General features: G+C 44.1%; 14 protein-coding genes. 9 read left to right on the top strand and 5 right to left on the bottom strand.

The features are described 5' to 3' along the window. Positions 1 to 26: 26 nt before the first annotated feature. The 6 genes from CBF27_RS01170 to CBF27_RS01195 all read left to right on the top strand — a co-directional run bounded on the left by CBF27_RS01170 (position 27) and on the right by CBF27_RS01195 (position 6,752). Positions 27 to 947: a bifunctional enoyl-CoA hydratase/phosphate acetyltransferase gene (locus tag CBF27_RS01170; protein WP_126811557.1), complete on the top strand. Its 921-nt coding sequence runs from the start codon at positions 27 to 29 to the stop codon at positions 945 to 947. Then, positions 948 to 2,030: a butyrate kinase gene (buk, locus tag CBF27_RS01175; protein ID WP_126811559.1), complete on the top strand. Its 1,083-nt coding sequence runs from the start codon at positions 948 to 950 to the stop codon at positions 2,028 to 2,030. Positions 2,031 to 2,041: 11 nt separating this feature from the next. After that, the gene (locus tag CBF27_RS01180; protein WP_126811561.1) at positions 2,042 to 3,253 is read left to right on the top strand and encodes an aspartate aminotransferase family protein; all 1,212 of its coding nucleotides are present in this window, start codon (positions 2,042 to 2,044) and stop codon (positions 3,251 to 3,253) included. Between the two features lie 51 nt (positions 3,254 to 3,304). Next, complete coding sequence (gene gdhA, locus CBF27_RS01185) at positions 3,305 to 4,648, top strand: NADP-specific glutamate dehydrogenase (RefSeq protein ID WP_126811562.1); 1,344 nt, start codon at positions 3,305 to 3,307, stop codon at positions 4,646 to 4,648. Positions 4,649 to 4,742: 94 nt separating this feature from the next. Further along, positions 4,743 to 5,183 (top strand): universal stress protein, encoded by a 441-nt coding sequence (locus CBF27_RS01190; RefSeq protein WP_126811564.1) that lies wholly within the window; start codon positions 4,743 to 4,745, stop codon positions 5,181 to 5,183. A 177-nt stretch (positions 5,184 to 5,360) separates the two neighbouring features. Then, positions 5,361 to 6,752 (top strand): permease family protein, encoded by a 1,392-nt coding sequence (locus CBF27_RS01195; RefSeq protein WP_126811566.1) that lies wholly within the window; start codon positions 5,361 to 5,363, stop codon positions 6,750 to 6,752. A 69-nt stretch (positions 6,753 to 6,821) separates the two neighbouring features. Here the strand turns inward: CBF27_RS01195 and CBF27_RS01200 are convergent, their stop codons facing one another. The 5 genes from CBF27_RS01200 to CBF27_RS01220 all read right to left on the bottom strand — a co-directional run bounded on the left by CBF27_RS01200 (position 6,822) and on the right by CBF27_RS01220 (position 13,352). Next, positions 6,822 to 8,063, bottom strand: a complete 1,242-nt coding sequence (locus CBF27_RS01200; protein WP_126811568.1) for an aminopeptidase — start codon at positions 8,061 to 8,063, stop codon at positions 6,822 to 6,824. 13 nt (positions 8,064 to 8,076) lie between these two features. Further along, positions 8,077 to 9,597, bottom strand: a complete 1,521-nt coding sequence (gene yjeM / locus CBF27_RS01205) for a glutamate/gamma-aminobutyrate family transporter YjeM (RefSeq protein WP_126811570.1) — start codon at positions 9,595 to 9,597, stop codon at positions 8,077 to 8,079. Positions 9,598 to 10,222: 625 nt separating this feature from the next. Next, the gene (locus CBF27_RS01210; RefSeq protein WP_170174961.1) at positions 10,223 to 11,161 is read right to left on the bottom strand and encodes an ROK family protein; all 939 of its coding nucleotides are present in this window, start codon (positions 11,159 to 11,161) and stop codon (positions 10,223 to 10,225) included. 266 nt (positions 11,162 to 11,427) lie between these two features. After that, positions 11,428 to 12,183: an acyl-CoA dehydratase activase gene (locus tag CBF27_RS01215; protein ID WP_126811573.1), complete on the bottom strand. Its 756-nt coding sequence runs from the start codon at positions 12,181 to 12,183 to the stop codon at positions 11,428 to 11,430. A gap of 2 nt (positions 12,184 to 12,185) precedes the next feature. Continuing rightward, positions 12,186 to 13,352: a double-cubane-cluster-containing anaerobic reductase gene (locus CBF27_RS01220; protein ID WP_126811575.1), complete on the bottom strand. Its 1,167-nt coding sequence runs from the start codon at positions 13,350 to 13,352 to the stop codon at positions 12,186 to 12,188. 761 nt (positions 13,353 to 14,113) lie between these two features. On the opposite strand from CBF27_RS01220, the gene CBF27_RS01225 reads away from it, so the two are divergent. The 3 genes from CBF27_RS01225 to CBF27_RS01235 all read left to right on the top strand — a co-directional run bounded on the left by CBF27_RS01225 (position 14,114) and on the right by CBF27_RS01235 (position 18,901). Then, on the top strand, positions 14,114 to 16,696 hold the full coding sequence (locus tag CBF27_RS01225; RefSeq protein WP_126811577.1) for a sigma-54-dependent transcriptional regulator: 2,583 nt from the start codon (positions 14,114 to 14,116) through the stop codon (positions 16,694 to 16,696). A gap of 352 nt (positions 16,697 to 17,048) precedes the next feature. Then, positions 17,049 to 18,128, top strand: a complete 1,080-nt coding sequence (locus CBF27_RS01230; RefSeq protein ID WP_126811579.1) for an alcohol dehydrogenase catalytic domain-containing protein — start codon at positions 17,049 to 17,051, stop codon at positions 18,126 to 18,128. A gap of 11 nt (positions 18,129 to 18,139) precedes the next feature. Next, positions 18,140 to 18,901 carry a DeoR/GlpR family DNA-binding transcription regulator gene (locus tag CBF27_RS01235; protein ID WP_126811581.1) on the top strand — a complete coding sequence of 254 codons (762 nt, stop codon included), beginning with the start codon at positions 18,140 to 18,142 and terminating at the stop codon, positions 18,899 to 18,901. Positions 18,902 to 19,040 lie beyond the last annotated feature (139 nt).

Consider the following 19,040-nt stretch of genomic DNA (forward strand, 5'->3'; position numbering starts at 1 on the left):
GGGTGCTTTAAAGGAGGCAGAAGTCTATGATTACCAATTTCAAGGAACTGATTACTGCGGCTAAACGCGAGCAGCTGCCAACGCTCGCGGTGGCTGTGGCCCAAGATTTGAAAATATTGAAAGCTGTGAAGCTGGCAAGCGAGCTGGGACTGGCCCGTGCTGTTCTGGTGGGGAACAAAGCGGAAATTGAAGCTTTCGCCAAAGAAGCGGAGCTGGATTTATCCGAACATCAGATTGTGGACGTGGCAGACAAAGCAGAGGCTTGTTTGACCGCAGTGAAGCTGGTCAGAGAAGGCAAAGCAGATGTGCCGATGAAGGGTCTGGTGGAAACATCCGTCATGCTGCGGGCAGTGTTGAATAAAGAGCACGGCCTCCGCGGCGGGAAGCTTCTCAGCCACGTCGGCGTGCTGGAAGTGTCCGACTTGGACCGGTTGCTGGTGCTGAGCGATTCCGCCATGAATATCGCACCGAATGTGGATGACAAGGCGGTCATCATTGAAAACAGCTTGGAAGTGGCGCTTGCTTTGGGGCTGGCAGAACCTAAAATCGCCGTGCTTTCTGCCTCGGAATCCGTCAATGAAAAAATGCCGTCGACGGTGGATGCTGCGAGACTAGCGGCGATGAACAAGGAAGACGGCCGGTTCAAACCGGCGATTGTCAGCGGTCCGTTTGCGCTGGATAATGCGGTGTCGAAAGAGGCGGCACGCATCAAGGGGATTGACGACCCGGTGGCAGGACAGGCGGATGTGCTGATTGTCCCGAATATCGAAGCGGGCAATCTCTTGAATAAATCGCTTGAGTATTTTGCGCATGCGGAAAAAGCGGGTGTCATCATGGGTGCCTTGGCACCAATCGTGCTGACCTCGCGGGCCAGTTCGGAATACTCGAAGATGCATTCGATAGCGCTTGCCCTGTTGATTCACGAAACTAGTTCGAAGGAGAAATAAATGGCTGAAACATATAAATTTTTAATCATTAATCCGGGTTCGACTTCAACCAAAATTTCAGTGTTTGAAAACGACCAGGAACAGTTTCACACAACCATCAATCATTCGCCTGAGGAAATCAGAAAGTATCATGAGATTTACGACCAGTTTGATTTCCGGCTGGAATTGATTCTTGATGTGTTAAAAGAGAACAACATTGCCTTGTCCGAGTTTTCTGCAGTTATTGCCAGAGGCGGCAACATGCGCCCGGTGGTCGGCGGAACATATGAAGTCAATGATGAGATGCTGAAAGACTTGAAAATCGGTGTCATGGGTTCCCATGCGTCCAACTTGGGCGGGGGGTTAGCCCACGCGATTGCGTCTGACTTGAACATCAAGTCCTACGTTGTCGACCCGGTCATTGTTGATGAGCTGGAACCGCTGGCACGCTTTTCAGGTACGCCGTTAATCAGCAGGAAATCCAAAGACCATCCGCTGAATCAGCGGGCAGTCGGCAGGATTGCGGCACAGCAGGCAAACAAAAAATACGAGGACATGAATTATATCATTGCGCACTTGGGCGGCGGGATTTCTATTGCAGCGCATAAAAAAGGCAAGATTGTCGATGTCAACAATTCGCTGAACGGCGACGGGCCGTTTTCACCGGAACGGACAGGCGGTCTGCCGTTCGGTTCGGTCATCGACTTGTGCTATTCAGGCGAATATACGAAAGACGAGCTGATGAAAAAGCTGGTCGGCCACGGCGGTTTAGTTGCTTATCTTGGCACAAATGACGGTCGTGATGTGACCCGCATGATTGAAGAAGGCAACAAAGAAGCGGAAACAGTTTATCATGCGATGGCGTATCAGATTTCAAAGGAAATCGGTGCCATGGCGTCAGTGTTGAAGGGACAGGTAGACGGTATTTTGCTGACGGGTGGTTTAGCTTATGACAAACGGCTGATGGGCTGGATTGAGGAGTATGTGTCATTTATCGCCCCTGTGCAGATTTTCCCGGGCGAGAAGGAAATGGAAGCTTTGGCGCTAGGTGTCTTGCGTGTGTTAAACGGCAAGGAAACGATTCAAGTATACCCAAATAAATAGGAGGAATAGTAATGAGATTAGACAAAATAGGAAAAACAAGTGAAGAGATTAAAAATCTGACGAAAAAGTACATGATTGAAACCTATGAACGCTATGACTTTGTAGCTGAACGTGCAGAAGGTGCCTATCTATATGATGAAAACGGCAACGCTTATCTGGACTTCTACGGCGGTGTGGCGGTCAACAGTGCCGGCAACCGCAACCCGAAAGTTGTGGCAGCTATTAAAGACCAAGTGGACGACATCATTCACACGTTTAACTATCCGTACACGATTCCTCAGGCACTGCTTGCCGAGTTGATTTGTGAGACTATCGGCATGGATAAAATCTTTTACCAAAACTCAGGGACAGAAGCCAATGAAGCGATGATTAAGATGGCGCGCAAGTACGGTGTGGACAACTATGGTCCTGAGCGCTATGAAATCATCACTGCCATCAACAGTTTCCACGGCAGAACATACGGCTCAATGTCGGCAACTGGACAAACTGACAATGCGATTCAAATCGGCTTTAAACCAATGCTGCCGGGATTCTCTTATGCTGAGTTCAACAACCTTGACTCTTTCAAAGAGCTGGTGACAGATAAGACAATCGCTATCATGATTGAGCCGGTGCAAGGCGAAGGCGGTGTCGTACCGGCAACGGAAGAATTCGTCAAAGGCTTGCGGGAGTTGTGTGACGAAAAAGGCATGCTGCTTCTCTTCGACGAAATTCAGACAGGCTGGGGCCGGACTGGTAAAGTCATGGCATTTGAGCACTATGGCGTGAAACCGGATATTATTTCCATGGCTAAAGCAATGGGCGGCGGTATGCCGATCGGTGCTATCTGTACAACTGATAAGATTGCCAAAACATTCAACATGGGTGCCCACGGCTCCACATACGGCGGCAACCCAGTAGCTTGTGCGTCATCCTATGCACAAATCAATGAACTGCTGGACCGCAAACTGGCAGAAAATGCTGAAAAAATCGGTAAATACTTCAGAGAACAGTTGGCAACTTTACCGGATGTGAAAGAAGTTCGCGGCAAAGGCTTGCTGGTCGGTGTGGAATTCAACAACACAGATGCCAAAGAGGTCAAACGCGGCGCATTCAAGAACAAATTACTGACAACAGCTATCGGTGGTCATACCATCCGGATGGTCCCTCCATTAATTATCACTGAAAAAGAATGTGATATGGCAGTGGATGCATTGAGAAAAGCCGTTGAGGCGCTCCAATAAGGATTCGCGGACACTTAGAAATTTGAACTACCATATAGGAGGGTATAATAATTGAAAACTTTTAACGTAGATGAATTTATGCAGGAACTAATTGACCGGACACCAATCGAAAAAGACTTCCACCAGTCAGTGCGGGAAGTCATGCACTCCATTGAACCTTATATTAAGGAGCACCCAAAATATTTGGATGATAAACTGCTTGAGCGTTTAATCGAACCGGAGCGCATCATTGCATTCAGAGTGCCTTGGGTCGATGATAAGGGAGACGTGCAAGTCAACCGCGGCTGGCGCGTACAGTTTAATAGTGCGATTGGACCGTACAAAGGCGGCATCCGCTTTGCACCGGATGTGACATTGGATACTGTTAAATTCCTGGCGTTTGAAATGATTTTCAAAAACAGCTTGACATCTCTGCCGCTGGGCGCTGCAAAAGGCGGTGCGGATTTTGACCCGGCAGGCAAGTCAGATGGTGAAATCATGCGTTTCTGTCAGTCATTCATGACCGAGTTGTATCGCTATATCGGACCGGACACAGACGTACCGGCTGGCGACTTGGGCGTTGGGCACAAAGAAGTCGGTTATATGTTTGGCCAGTATAAACGCATCATGAACGAGTTCACTGGTGTGATTACCGGTAAGAAAGTCAACTGGGGCGGCAGCTTGATTCGTCCGGAAGCAACAGGCTACGGTGTGGCTTACTTTGCACAGTGCATGCTTGAAACAATCGGCGAAAAACTTGAAGGCAAGACCGTATCCGTCTCAGGTTACGGAAACGTCGGCTCCTTCCTGATTGAAAAACTGGATGCACTGGGAGCTAAAGTCGTCACAGCGGCTGACCCGTTCGGCTACATTTATGACCCAGATGGCATCTCTGGTGAGAAACTTGACTTCATTAAAGACTTGTGGGTTGTACACCGTCGTCCGATTAAAGATTATGCGGATAAATTCGGTGTGGAATATGTTGAAGGAAAAGGACCTTGGGAAGTGCCGGTGGATGTGGCTATTCCGTCTTCCAGACAGAACGAGCTGAATCTGGACGATGCGAAAACACTGGTTAAAAACGGTGTGCTGTGCGTCTGCGAGGCAGCTAATATGCCGACAACTGAAGATGCTATGCAATTCTTCGTTGAAAAAGAATTGCTCTACGCACCAGGCAAGGCAGCGAATGCCGGCGGTGTGGCAGTATCCGGACTGGAAATGGCGCAAAACAGCATGCACTATTCTTGGTCGGCTGAAGAAGTGGATGAAAAACTCCATACATTTATGGAAAACATTCACCAGACATGTATCGACTACGGCAAGAAAGAAAACGGCTATGTCAACTATGTTGACGGTGCCAATATCGGCGGCTTCATCAAAGTGGCAGATGCGATGATCGACCTGGGTGTTGTTTAATTTTAATAACTGAAAAGACGCTTATTATTAAGCGTCTTTTTTTAAAAAATGCCCCGTTGCTTTCTCTCAGTGAACAAATAAAGGAAGTGGGAAAATGTTAGGTAAATACCAAAATATTTTGATTGCAGTCGACGGTTCTGAGCCGTCTTATGAAGCGTTTGAAGCCGCAATCAATATTGCCAAAAAAGAACAGGCAAAACTTCACGTGTTGTATGTCAATGAACTGACAGATGCCTTTCTGGTTGATGATGAACGGGTCGACCAACTTGTGCGGGACCGGATGGACAAGATGACGCAAGAAATCTTTGACAAATGCAAAGAGATTGCGCAAAAGATGGCCTTTGATAATGTGACCTATCATACGAAGTCCGGCTCGCCCAAACGCGAAATCATCCGGTTCAATGATTCGGACGAACCAATTGATCTAATCATTGCCGGCGCAACCGGTTTAAGTGCGGTCAAACGCGTCATGGTCGGCAGCACATCAGCATATGTTGTGAACCATGCTAAAACAAATGTCCTAATTATTAAATAAAAACTGGCTAACAACACACTTTGAAGCGCTCTGTAAGAAAAATCGGCAACTTTTTCTAAAAAGAGCGCTTTCTTTGTTGCTAAATATGGTAAACTAGAGATACGTAGCGACGGGTGTTATTTTTTTTAGTATTCGAATAATGTACAGTATTTTTAGAAATGAAGGAGTGAGGTAAGTATGGCTATCATGTTACCCTCAGCCAAAAGAGGTGATGACAAGATTCAACCGGGCATAAAAATCGGGTTTCTAAATATTCGTCTCCCGTTTATTCATGCCCCCTGGGAAATTCCTGAGATGATTCAGGCGATTGTGGTGTTTGTAACCGGCGTATCAGCCACCGTTTATCTGGAAGATATTTTCGGGTTGCCGTTTTCAGTGGCATTATCGATTGTTATCGTGCAAGAGTCCTTCGATGCCGTCCACAATATTTTAGGCGACTCACTGATAAGCGGCTGGATTACACCAGCTATCCCGCTTGTTTCCTCGTGGCTGCTCACGATTGACAATATGCGCGACCGGATTGAAGCGCTGATATCAGTACAGCTCATTGTAGGTATTATTTATATTCTTTTCGGGTTGACCGGCATTGCTGCCAAATTGCTCGACTGGGTGCCGAACTCAGTAAAGGCCGGTATCCTGATTGGTGCGGGGATGTCAGCGATTATCGGAAATTACGGGTTTATGCCTGCCGAAGAAGGCGGCGTCGGATTTTTTAAATACCCCGTATCCTTTTCCATCGGTGTCGTGCTCAGTTTTTTCCTGATTTTTTCTGTCGGGTTCAAACACTTGAGGGATGTGCACCCCAGCAAGCTGGTTGCCTTCATTGCGAAAATCGGTTTTGTCCCGGCGTTGTTGCTGGCATATCTTATCGGCGTGCTGGTGAAGGAGATTCCTCTGCCGGTCGTTAATTTATCAGATGGAATTTTTTTCAATCCCATTCCGGGATTGGTGGAAAGCTTTCATTCGTTTAGTATGGCTGGCTTGGGTCCGCCTCGACTCAGCATATTTTTGCAGTCCATTCCAATGGGTATCATTTGTTACATCATCGCGTTCGGTGATATTGTCGCCGGTGCGGAATACATGAAGTCTGCAGAAAGCTACCGGCCAGATGAAATTGTCGATATCAATGCCAACCGTTCCAATATTTTGGTCGGCGTCAGAAATATTTTGCAGGGACTGTTTTTCCCGACGGTGACCTTGTCAGGTCCTTGTTGGGATTCGATGCAAGTGGTGATTGCCGAGCGCTATAAGGCCGGGAAAAACCAAATGTACTCTTTCTTTGGCGGCATCATCACATTTAACTTAACCAAAGCCATTTGTTGTATGATTATTCCGATGATTGCCTTTGTTCAGCCGATTTTTCCGCTGGCGATGAGCCTGACATTGATGATTCAGGCATTTGCCTGTTTCTTTGTGGCGCTGGAGATGGTCAGCACTAATGAAGAACGCGGCGTTGCCGGCATGGTCGGCGGTATTTTAGCCATCGCACCGCCGCACATCGGAATGCTTGCCGGATTAGTTATTGCGATTGCTGTACAATATCTGTACCGTGAAAAAAATAATCATTAGATGTATACAAAAACAAACCATCCTTTGTCATTAAACCAATGACAAAGGATGGTTTTTCTGCTGCTTGTTTTATGCCAACGATGCCCAATTCCCATTTCTAAACACAGGCACACGGGTACCATCTTCGCGGATGCCGTCAATATCCATCTCACTTGAGCCGATCATGAAATCGACATGATTTTTGCTGCGGTTCAGTCCGCGGCTGACAAGTTCTTCTTCGTCCATAGCTGTGCCGTTTTTCAGGTTGAAAGCATAAGCATTGCCGATAGCCAAATGGTTAGAGGCATTTTCATCGAACAATGTGTTGAAGAAGATGATGCCTGACTGGGAAATTGGCGACGGATCAGGAACCAGTGCGACTTCTCCCAAACGCTTGGACCCTTCATCCATGCCAATCAGTTTTTTCAGGACATCTTCGCCTGTCTGGGCTGAAACATCAACAATCGCGCCGTCTTTAAAAGTGAAGCGCATGTCTGTGATGATTTGCCCGCCATAGCTCAGCGGTTTAGTAGAAGAAACGTATCCTTCTGCCACACGGTTGTCAGGTGCAGTGAAGACTTCTTCGGTAGGCATATTTGCCATAAATTCAAATCCTGCGGCATTGACGTTGCGTGCGCTGTCCCATAGATGGTCCTTCGGCAGCCCGATCGTTAAATCAGTGCCGGGCGCTTTAAAATGCAACGCTTTGAACTGCTCATTATTCAACATATCTGCTTTTTGTCTCAGTGTTGTTTCATGTGCCTGCCAGGCGGCGATGGGGTCGTCTTCGTAAATTTGGGTTGTTTTGAAGATCTGGTCCCAAAGCGCATCAACTTTTTCTGTGTCGGTTGCGAGGTCAGGAAATACTTTATCTGCCCAGTCAAGGTCAGCAGCGGCAACGACGGTCCAGCTGATTTTATTGGCCTGTGCTGCCTGCCGCAAATCAAAGAGCAGCTTGCGGTCATATTTCTGGTATGCTTCGATACGTTCTGAGGCAATGCCGGCAAAGACATCCGGATTTTGAGAAACGACACTGATTCGGGAAACATTTTGAGACACAAGACTGCGGATTTCGTCGAGTCGATACTCAGGGACCTGTTCCAAATCTGCCAGCGCCATACTGTTGACTTGCTCGCGCAGAATTTGGTCGTCGTTCCAGCGGATGACAACTTCCTTTGCACCGGCAGCGTAGGCTTTTTTGACAATCAGTCTTGCCAGTGGGGCCTGAGTGACAGAAATATCAATTTGCACCATATCTTTTTGCTGCACGTTGACTCCGGTCTTGACAATCAGTTCTGCATACTTTTCCAAATAATGATTAAAATTTTCCATTGAGCTGTTCCTCCTAATTGTGTTGTGCGTGATCGCCAACATAGAGTGTTGACTGCTTTTTTTCATATCTATTGAACATCAGCCACGCCACAATCGCAAAAACTACCGGCCCAATCACAGATGAAATGGATTCTTTATAATCCCCGGCCATGGCAGGGCTGATTACCGTAAAGAGGTTTGCGAATCCTACGACAAACGTGACCACAAAAACGGCCAGTTTTGTGACGATGGGTGAGGTATAGATTTCAAAGGGTTTGTCAATATGCTGTTTTTTCTTGAATCCCAGAAAAGCAATGGATAAAAACATATAAGGGAGTGTCATCGAGACATTGGTCATGGCGGTTAAAATTTTAAAGAAAGCTTGCGCACCGCTGCCGCCAAATGCGACGAACATAATGATGGCGATAACAATACCGGCTTGAAGTTTCATCGCATTGACCGGGAGACCGTTTTTGATGGCAGTCAGTTTTTTTGGCCATACTTCTTTCGGGGTGCCTTCAATCAGCTGTTTTAAAGGCGAGAAAATCAGTGTAAAGAATGCGCCGGTTAAGGCGAAGAACATGGAAATCCCCATATAACGGCTGACCCACTGTCCCAGTGTGACAGACACGGCTTCTGAGAGTCCCAGAGCATGCCCGAGCTGGTAGCCCATATTATTCATGGCGATGTACGCAACATTTCCGAGGGTCACTTCGGTGTCGGTAAACTGAGTAAAAGTATAAGTCCAATTCGTAAATGCTCCCATGATGAAGATGCCGACAGCGTACCCGACAGCAATAATCACTGCGGAAATCGCCACTCCTTTTGGAAACGTCACGGCAGCATTTTCTGTTTCATCAACCAGACCGCCGACAACCTCAAGTCCGCCGTAAGCAAAAATGGCAAAAACCATAAATGAAAAGACTTGAATCATTGTGGTATAGTCGGCATTCGGCGAACTGAAAAATGCTTGAACACTCAAAGGTTCTGCCATCTGCCCGTTGGCCAGCAAAATAACCATACCCACTACAAATAATAACACATTTATCAATGCGACAGCCGTTCCGCCGATTGACGTGATTTTTTTAATGCTGTTCAGTCCTTTAGAGGAAACAAAGGTGATGAAAATAATCCAAATAATTGCTAGTACACCAAGCGTCTGAACGCTGTTCAATCCGAATAAGCTCCAGTATTGTGTTTTGTCGACCCCAAAAATTGCATTTGACAGAGGGACCCAAATACCTGAGCCGACATTGACCATCCAGACAATGTAAGACGCATACCACATGAATGTGCCGATGAAAGCAAATTTCGGGTTAAATGATTCCGCCATCCATGAATAAATACCGCCTTTGTGGTCTTTAAAGGCCGCACCGTATTCTGACAGCATGAAAGCAAAAGGCAGAAAAAAAGTGACAGCGGCCAAGACATACCATAAAATGGACGCATACCCCATCAAATAAAATGCCCGTGTAATATTTGTAAAGCCGAAAACAGATGTAAAAATCATGAGAATCAGTGAAATCAGTGTTAATTTCTTTTTCTTCGTTGCCATGTTTAACCTCCTGGATTAGTTAAGATGCAGTCAAAAAATATTTCTTTGTTATTAATTTATTTGATAAATTTTTGAAAGAAATAAAAATGACTGGTCGAAAAAGATATGACGTTTTCTAATCAAGTTTACGAAAACGTCTTAACACTATCAATACAAACTGTTGTTTTCTTAATTAAGCATAATATGTTTTGGTAAAACGTTATTTTTCCGCATGAGAATTTAATAAAAACATTTTACTATGGCCGGAACGGCAAATTTTTGTTGTTTTTTTATCTCTGGACAGGGAAGGCTGTAGAAATGATACTGTACAGTAAGCGCATTAAAAAAGAAAATTGGGAAGGTTTTCACTTATCCAGACAATTGGTTGTTACCAGAAGAATCGAGCGGAGCATTTTTTTAAGTGTTGTTATTTTATAAAGTAAGGCATGTTTCTTGAACGATCCGCCACATTAGAGTTGAACGAAATATGCTTAACAGATTGCTGATAAATTTTTAATCAAAAAAGAAAAGGGATTGTTGTGAGTTTCTGAATGCTTTCATGTTTGTTGCAATTACTTTCTTGGTAAAGCAAAGTATCTTAAAAATTGATAAAAAACACCGCCCTGATTATCAGCGGCGGTGTTGCTTAGTGCTTACCTTGTTTGATTGCCTGAAAAACAGCGCCAATGATTCCCGCGTCATTTCTTAACTTTGTCGGCAGTACTGTTGCAGTTGTTTTTCCGACCAGAGGCGCGAGGCTGCCGTGCTGTTGGAGCAAAGCTAATACTTTTTGCTGCACTTGTTCAATGAAAAAGGTGCTGTTGCTGATACCCCCGCCGATCAGAATAACCTCCGGGTCAAAAGTGCCGATTAAGTTTACCAGATTCACAGCTATGTGTTTGACGTAGGTATCGAATACGCGGCATGAAACCGGCTCGCCGGCTTGCGTGCGTTCAATGATAGCCCGTGCGTCATCCGTTTGCTTTTCCGGGTATCCGGCCTGCTTTTCAGCCCTATTATAAGTTTCCAACAGACCTTTTGAAACCGAACTGGAAAAGTTTTGCGAAGCGATTTCAATATTTTTGTCAACTGTTTCATTGAAATCCCGGGTCAATGTAAAGCCGAATTCACCGGCCATGCCATGTGTTCCCCGGTAGATGTCGCCGTTAATGACAATGCCGCCGCCAACGCCGGTTCCAAGAACAATCGTTAAATAGTTAGCGATGCCTTGTGCATTGCCTAACCACTGTTCTGCAATGGCCGCTGCGTTAGCATCATTTTCAACCGTTGTATTATATCCCGTTTTGTCTTCAATCAATTGTTTTAAATTGACTTGGTACAATTCTCTGAGGGCGCCGCCGGTTACCATGAACCCATCTTGTTTGATGATGCCGGGAGCGCTGACACCGATGGCGGTAATCTGCCGCTCAGCCGCATAGTTTTGTACAATTGCTTCAATGTCGGCCAATAACTGCTCTAATTTGTGCGATGTCGGCATGTGCCCTTTATTTAAGATAGTGCCGTTTTCAGCTACCAGTCCATATTTGACAAATGTCCCGCCAATATCGAATCCTACATATACCACTTTATAACCTCCAGTAACATAGAATAGATTGAAACAAGGTGGTGCCATTAAATGGATTGTCAGCATCTTTATCCAGTTTGTCTGCCAGTCCGCGTCATTTCAATTTATTCATGGTCGTTTCATTGTGGCTACATAATACCAAAAATAACACGCACTGCCAAGCGTTCGTGTCAGTTGAAAATCAAAGAAGTAAATGCAAAGTGCTTTTCAGTAAAAGACAACTCACCTGTCTCATTTACAGACAGGTGAGCCCAATTTGGTGAATATTATAAATGTTTCTTCATTCCGAGTATTGCCGCACCGATGGCACCTGTATACTGGGCCAGCGGGTGGGTTACGATGTGACGGCCCGTATATTCCGATAAAATCTGCCTCATGACATCGCTTTTCGCCAGTCCGCCGGAAAAGAAAACATCTCCTTTGACCGAGGAACTGACCCGGGTGAATTGATTGGCAATCCGCTGACAAATCGAATGGAGAACGCCCAGTGCGATATCCTCCCGTTCTTCGCCTTTGGCAATCAGGCTGATTACTTCTGTTTCAGCAAATACAGTGCACATGCTGTTGATTTTAAGCGGCTGGGCAGTTTTGACAAATGTGTCAAGCTGTTCAATCGGCTCATCAAGAATCGTCATCAGCACCTCGACAAACCGGCCGGTTCCCGCCGCGCACTTATCGTTCATGTTGAATTCGGTCACAAAGCCCATGTTATCCAGCTGAATTGTCTTACTGTCTTGTCCGCCGATATCAATGATTCCGACCGTCTCAGGGTGCAGGAAAGCCGCACCTTTGGCATGGCAAGTAATCTCTGTGACGCTCTTATCCGAGTCAATCAATTTCCGGCCGTAACCAGTCGTGACCACCGGGGTTTTCCCGCTTTGTGCCAAGTGTGTCAAGACCTGCTCCATGGCTTTTCTGGGATTTCCTGCTGTCAGCACCAATGATTGCGCCAGCAGCTGTCCATCTGACAGCAACACTCCTTTTGTCGTGGTAGAGCCAGAATCAAGACCGATGATTTTCATGGTTATCTTGCCTCCAGCATCTCAATGAAAGCCGCCACCCGGGTGTTGATTTGCTCAATATCAGCATTGGAATAGTCGGTTTCCAAGTAAAGGTAGGGCACATTTTTTTGCTCGTTGCAGAATTCTTTGATTTTCAAGGATTCAACCGAGAAAGGTGTACAGAACTGCAAGACCATATCAATCACGCCATCCACTTGATAGTCATCAATCATCCGGTCTAAGAGGTCCAGGCGCGGCTGGTTGTCCGACAAACATGCGCAGCCGATATCGATATATTTTTCGGCAAGTGCTTCGTACACATCTGGATTGGTTTCATCAACCAGCTTCTCAATCGGTTTGGCAACTGTGCAGTTTTCGAATGCGACAATGTCACCGCCATGTTCTTCAATGGAACGGATGACCTTTTCCGTGACGCCGCCGATTGGTGAGCCGGTAATCAAAATACGCGGTCTTTTCGGACGAGTGGTGCTGTTATTGTGATAATCAGCAAGCACTTTCTCGGTGGAAGACTTCAGATTGCTCATGAGTGCTTCTTTGTCAAAGGAGTAATTCGCCCCGTACATCACTTTGAAGATTTCCGAACCGCTGATGGCTGGAGGATTAAGCTTACCCAGTCCATAGAAGTTTTTGCGGGCCGTTCGTTCAGCGTTCATTTGCTTGATGGCGTCACGAATGGCATCTTCTGTAATCGTCACGTCGAGGAAATCCTCTAGTTTTTCTTTGAACCGGATAATCTCAGCTTTCCACAAAGCGAGCGCTTCGGCACTGTTCCGCATATTTGGCAAGTGCATCAAATACATTTCTTTGAAATCTGCCATATATTCATACATTTTTTTCTTGCCGTCACAAGTCGCTTCGCCGACAATCAAATCCGAGAAATAAAAATAGGGACACTTATCTGTTTTGCCAAAACCGTAGCTGGATTTTATCAGCGGGCACAGGTTTCTTGGCAGGTCTTCTTCCGCATCAGGAATCGTTTCGTCTGAAGTCGAACACAAACTGATTTGTAAAGCGCCGGCAGCAAGAGTAATTTCTTCGGGCATAAATGTGCAGTAGACACCGATAATGGGCTTGCCTTCTTCCTTCAGTTTTTTCACGACTAGGAAACCTTCCCTGCGTGCTTCGGCAAACTCATCGAATACTTCCGGTAATTCAGTTTTTAATTGCATGTCAATCTCTCCTGTTTTTTAGAATGTGAGGCTGCTTCTTAGGTAATCCTAAGAAGATGATGCACATCACTCAAGACGAGTTGTACAGACTGTTGAATGTTTGTGTCATTGACCTCACCTCCTGGAGAGAATATTATAACAATGTAACTGAAAAAGGAGTTCCTTTCATTGTTACATAGTTAACAAATGGGTTTGAAAAATAGTTTTTAGTGAGCGGTGCGCGTGGCCAAACATAAATTGATGCCGCACTAAGTTTATTATAATCTAGAACAACTTAACTATTCAACACCAAAATGTTTGTGAAATTCGAGATTAAAAAAACTTTTTTTCAAAAAATGCGCGAGTAGGTAAAAAAATGGCGGAAACAGACTTGCGTTATCTATTAATATGTATAATAAATGATTAAAGGATGAGTTAAATCAGCAATAATACGAAACATAGGGGATAAAACGGTTCAGACTTAGAAATGATACGAGCTGAACGTTATCTATATGTTAGATAAAATCAACTTGCGTGATGCTTCGTTAAGGCGGTGTGCCCGGCAATTGGTTTAAGGGGGCAAACTTTACAAATAGTATAAAACGTGGTAAACTCGTAATCGAGTGATAACGAGCGCGTTCGATATAGTACTGAGTGATAAAGTGACACACACCAGACATTAAGTGCAACGAAAGAAGAAACTAGCGATCATGAAAAAAAGTTGCTGAAAAACTATCGCACATATTGAAAGCGGTTGCTTTCTCAGAAAGGAAACAGGTAGCATGAAAAAAAGAATTGACCACATTTTTAAACTGCTTCAAGACAGTTGTGCAGTCATTGGAGATAAAGATATTGAAAATGGAACATTTGGTGTTACCTCGTCGGATTTGGAAAAATTATCAGGTTATTCAAGAAGTAACATCAGTCGTGATTTAACGCAGTTGGTGAAGGCAAAAAAAATTATTCGAATCGGCGGCCGTCCGGTTCATTTTATTAGCCGTGAACTTCCCGGGCTAAAAAAGTATTCTGCTGAAAAAATCACCCAATGCACATTTCAATCAATGGAAGAATTGATTGATGTGATCGCACCGCTATCAGAACGAGCAGCTGAGGCAGGCGACAAAAATGCGTTTTCCGATTTGATTGGTGCCGACAAGAGTATGAAAAATCAAATAAAACAAGCTGTTGCAGGTATTTTATATCCTCCTAATGGGTTGAGTACTTTGTTGATTGGTGAAACAGGTGTTGGGAAAACAACATTTGCGAATACCATGCATCGTTTTGCCTTGAATGAGCATGCTTTTTCTGAAGATGCACCGTACGTTGTGTTTAATTGCGCAGATTATTCGGGCAATCCGCAACTGCTGCTGTCCCATTTATTCGGGCACGCTAAAGGTGCATTTACCGGGGCCGAAAAAGAAACGGAAGGCTTGGTTGCCCAAGCGGATGGAGGCATCTTATTTTTAGATGAAATCCACCGGCTGCCGCCAGAAGGACAAGAAATGCTCTTTTCATTGATGGACAGGGGTGAATACCGGCGCCTCGGTGAATCATCTGTTGTCAGAAAAGCTAATGTCATGATTATTGCCGCCACAACTGAAGATCCTCAGGAAGCCATATTACAGACATTTTTAAGGCGAATTCCAAACGTTATACGAATTCCTTCATTAAGAGAACGTTCGATAGAGGAGCGCCTGGAACTGATACAGCTTTATTTTAAAAGCGAATCCAAAGTGATAAACAGACCAGTAAAAGTATCCACTGATGTTGCGAATGCGTTGCTGTTTTATGAATGCACAAATAATTTGGGACAGTTGGTCAATGATATAAAACTGTCTACTGCAAGTGCTTTTTCTGAAAGTTTAGCAGAATCAAAGCAAGAAGTGACTGTCAGTTTAGCCAATCTGCCAAAGCATCACTTTGATTTTTTTGATATTCTTGAAGAACAAAGAAAGCATGACTTTGACTGGCAGGGGAAAGAATGGCTGTCCTTTAATCCGAACGAAGCCCCGGAATCAATTGAGGAACTAGTCAGCAATATGCAGCAAGAGTCAGATTTTTATCGGAAACTGGAACGGAACTCTAAAAATTATTTTGAAAAAGGATTAGGCTCTGAGGATATAAGAAAATACATTGACGAAGAAACCATGAAGTATTTTGGAGCGGATTATTTTGGCAGAAAGCATTCAGAAACAGAGAAACCGATTTATAAAATCATTCCGGAAAATCAGTACACATTCCTGAAAGGCGTGATTGTTTCAGTCCTTGGAGAACATGGCATTATATTAGATGACCAGTCATTGATTGGCCTTTTGATTCATTTAAAAAATGTCATCGGTAAGGTGCAAGATGGCAGTTACAGCAGCAATTATCGAAATGATGTGAAAAAAAGCAAATCGTTATCATATCAAATGATGGCGGAAAAAATTGTCAGCCGGTTGAATGCGCACTACGGGGTGTCGATTCCAACCTATGAAACGAGTTTGCTTGCGTTGTTTTTGGATTCTCTTGACAGTCATAAAGAAGAGAGTAAAGTGGGTATTTTAGTGATCACGCATGGCAACAGCAGCGGAAAAGACATGGCAGATGTGGCAAATCATTTGTTGCAAGTAGACCATGCACACGGCTTGTGCCTGCCGTTGGATGAAACGGTAGGTACAGTGCTGAAACAAGCGATTGAAACCGTGCGTCAAATTGATGAAGGGAAAGGTGTTTTATTACTAGTAGACATGGGGTCATTGACTAATTTTTCTGAGATTATCAAAGAAGAAACAGGGATTGAAACCGCACTGATTAATTGTGTGAGCACACCTCATGTGCTTGAGGCAACACGCTTAGCAGTCGGCAATACATACCCATTGACAGAACTTGTAGAAATCATCAAAGATAGCGGCAGGGAGTACCGCAATGTCCGCTATAATAAAATGCCGGCAGTTAGTGAAGATATCCTTGATACGAAAACAAAAACCAAAGTCTTGAAATTGATTGAAGAAACGACGACATTTATTAATGTGATAAAAGTCAGCAAAATATTAGAAGAAGCATATCACCTTATTTTGGAACGCACCGGTATTAGTCACAGTTCGTCATTATATATTAAATACATGTTTCATACTGTCAGCATGCTGGAGAGGGCAATCCAAAAAAATGCGTTGACATATTATAATTTTGACGAGAAAATCAGTGAATTTGAAGTCATTTATACGATTGTTCAAGAGGCGTTCAAAGAGGTACAAGCTGCTTTTGGCATTGAAATCGATAAAGGCGAAATAGCCTATGTGGCTGAAATATTTTATTTTGCAGATTTTCAAGTCAATACGACTGCGCTGCCTGCTTGGCCTGATTACATAAAAGAGATTAGCTGATAACACGTTAACCGTTAGTCCTTTGTCGTATAAATTAAAATTTGGAGTTGTTTATCTTACCAGTTCTTTTTTCACTAGGTAGCTTATTACTATCAAGTTAACACTCGAATGAAGATGCCTCTTTATTCGAGTGTTTTTTTTGCGTTTATTCGAGCCTGAAAAAGAAAGATCAACCATTTAAAGACTCAGCGGCTGTTGTTTTATGTGATGAGCAACACGTTATAAAAAAACATCATCTGCCTCTTCACTCGATAACAAGCTTAAACAAGCGTTTACAAACAATTAATTTTGTGATAAACTCGTTATCGAGCGAAAAACGAGTTTATTCGAGTAAAGACAGGAGGAAATTATCATGACAGTAAGTGTAACATCATTAAAGTACCGATTAACTAAACCGGGAGTCATTGAGGAGGTGGAAGAGCAACTTAGCATTCCTGACGGCTGGGTCGCTGTTAAGCCGACTCTTGCGAGCATTTGTCATGCCGATTTACGCTATTTTACAGGTAACCGCCGGCCAGAAGCATTGGCTAAAAAATTGCCGATGGCCCTGCTTCACGAAGGAATCGGCGTAGTCACCGAGTCACAGTCAGATGATTTTTCAGCTGGTGATCGCGTGGTGATTGTACCTAATATTCCAGGGCAGGTATTAAACCCTGAGATAGCGCAAAAAGAAGGCGTTCCTGTGAACTATTCTAAAGGCAATGCTTTTTTGGGAAGTGGTTATGACGGCATTGCCCAAAGTTGTCTTGTACACCCCGCAGCTTGCCTGGTAAAAATTCCGGATGAAATTTCAGATGAAATTGCTGTTTTAGCCGAATTATCTACTGTTTCGTATCATTCCATCAGCCATATACGCTCAAAATTACTCGATAAGAGTCAAAAAATTGCTCTTTTTGGTGATGGTCCAGTAGGTTATTTCACGGCAAGTATGATAAAATATCTGTATGAAGTTGAAAAAGAACGTTTTGTGGTGTTCGGAGCGGATGATAAAAAACTTGCCAAATTTGATTTCGTTCACACGGAAAATGTTTTGACTTATGATTTTGCCAATAGTCCGGAACGGTATGACGCTCTGCTTGAATGTACAGGGGGAGCATTCAGCGAAAATGCCATCAATCAAGCGATTGATATTGCCGATTCCTGTGCGGATATCATCTTAATGGGTGTGACGGAAAAAAGGGTGCCTATTAATACGCGGGATGTGCTTGAAAAAGGCTTGTCGCTGCATGGCAGCAGCCGTTCGTCTACAGAAGATTTTAAAGCTGTAATCACGGGAATGAAAAACCCTGATTATCAACAAGCGTTGAGAAAGATTCTTCCTGATCATCAAGACGTGGTGAAGACGGGTGCAGAATTCCAGCAAGTCATGGCACGTGTAGCGGAAAATCCGGGTTGGCAAAAAACACTTATCAACTTTAATTGGGATAGATAGGGGCCGATAATGTGTTGACTGATGAGAGAAGATTTAAAATCCTTGAATCAATAAAAGAGAAACAGTTCGTTTCTGTGAATGATTTGTCTGAAGAGTTTTCAGTACATGAGACGACCATCAGAAGAGATTTGGATGCGTTGGAGGAAAAAGGGCTGGTTGCTAGAATTCACGGCGGTGTCATTCCTTCCAATGTCAAAAAAGAAGAGTCGCCGTTTGATGAGCGGCAGACAGAAAATTTGGCAGAAAAAAAGCGTATCGGGATGTATGCAGCTGAGATGATTCAGGATAATGACAGTGTTATTCTTGATTCAGGCACAACAACATTACAGATTGCTAAACATTTGACGGGCCGTAAAAACTTGACGGTCATTACGAATGATATTAACATCGCCACTGTTTTGCGGAAAAACCGTGATATCAAGACGATTGTCACAGGCGGTATGGTGTATCATGACAGTTACATGCTCAATGGCATGCTGACAAATGACGCGCTGAAAAATATTTTTGTTGACAAAGCATTTATGGCAACGCCAGCTTTTGATTTGAGGACAGGGTTGAATCATTTTGATGAGTATTTAATCCCGGCTAAAAAAGAAATGCTTTTGTCGGCGCAACAAATCATAGTCGTCGCGGATTTTTCCAAAATCGGGAAGAAAGCCTTGTATGCTTTTTGGCCGATTGAGAAGATAGATTTACTAGTGACTGATACAAATGTAGATGGTGAAACAATTGACAGTTTGGCAGCTAAAGGCTTGAGTGTGGAACAGGTTTAACGATTAAGGTTGTTTGGATATGCTAATTTGTTAAAAGACGAGTGCTCGTTTAGAGTGCCCGTCTTTTTTTGATATTTTCAGGAGAGATAAGAGTGTTTCGTAACAGGTAATATCTGTGTTGTTTTTTAACACAGATACA

Origin of the sequence: Vagococcus acidifermentans (genome assembly GCF_003987655.1) — a bacterium.
Lineage (GTDB): Bacteria > Bacillota > Bacilli > Lactobacillales > Vagococcaceae > Vagococcus_B > Vagococcus_B acidifermentans.

Coding starts and splice junctions, on each gene's coding strand:
- CBF27_RS01170 (WP_126811557.1), top strand. CDS start 27: ATGATTACCAATTTCAAGGAACTGATTACTGCGGCTAAACGCGAGCAG.
- buk (WP_126811559.1), top strand. CDS start 948: ATGGCTGAAACATATAAATTTTTAATCATTAATCCGGGTTCGACTTCA.
- CBF27_RS01180 (WP_126811561.1), top strand. CDS start 2,042: ATGAGATTAGACAAAATAGGAAAAACAAGTGAAGAGATTAAAAATCTG.
- CBF27_RS01190 (WP_126811564.1), top strand. CDS start 4,743: ATGTTAGGTAAATACCAAAATATTTTGATTGCAGTCGACGGTTCTGAG.
- CBF27_RS01195 (WP_126811566.1), top strand. CDS start 5,361: ATGGCTATCATGTTACCCTCAGCCAAAAGAGGTGATGACAAGATTCAA.
- CBF27_RS01200 (WP_126811568.1), bottom strand. CDS start 8,063: ATGGAAAATTTTAATCATTATTTGGAAAAGTATGCAGAACTGATTGTC.
- yjeM (WP_126811570.1), bottom strand. CDS start 9,597: ATGGCAACGAAGAAAAAGAAATTAACACTGATTTCACTGATTCTCATG.
- CBF27_RS01215 (WP_126811573.1), bottom strand. CDS start 12,183: ATGAAAATCATCGGTCTTGATTCTGGCTCTACCACGACAAAAGGAGTG.
- CBF27_RS01220 (WP_126811575.1), bottom strand. CDS start 13,352: ATGCAATTAAAAACTGAATTACCGGAAGTATTCGATGAGTTTGCCGAA.
- CBF27_RS01225 (WP_126811577.1), top strand. CDS start 14,114: ATGAAAAAAAGAATTGACCACATTTTTAAACTGCTTCAAGACAGTTGT.
- CBF27_RS01230 (WP_126811579.1), top strand. CDS start 17,049: ATGACAGTAAGTGTAACATCATTAAAGTACCGATTAACTAAACCGGGA.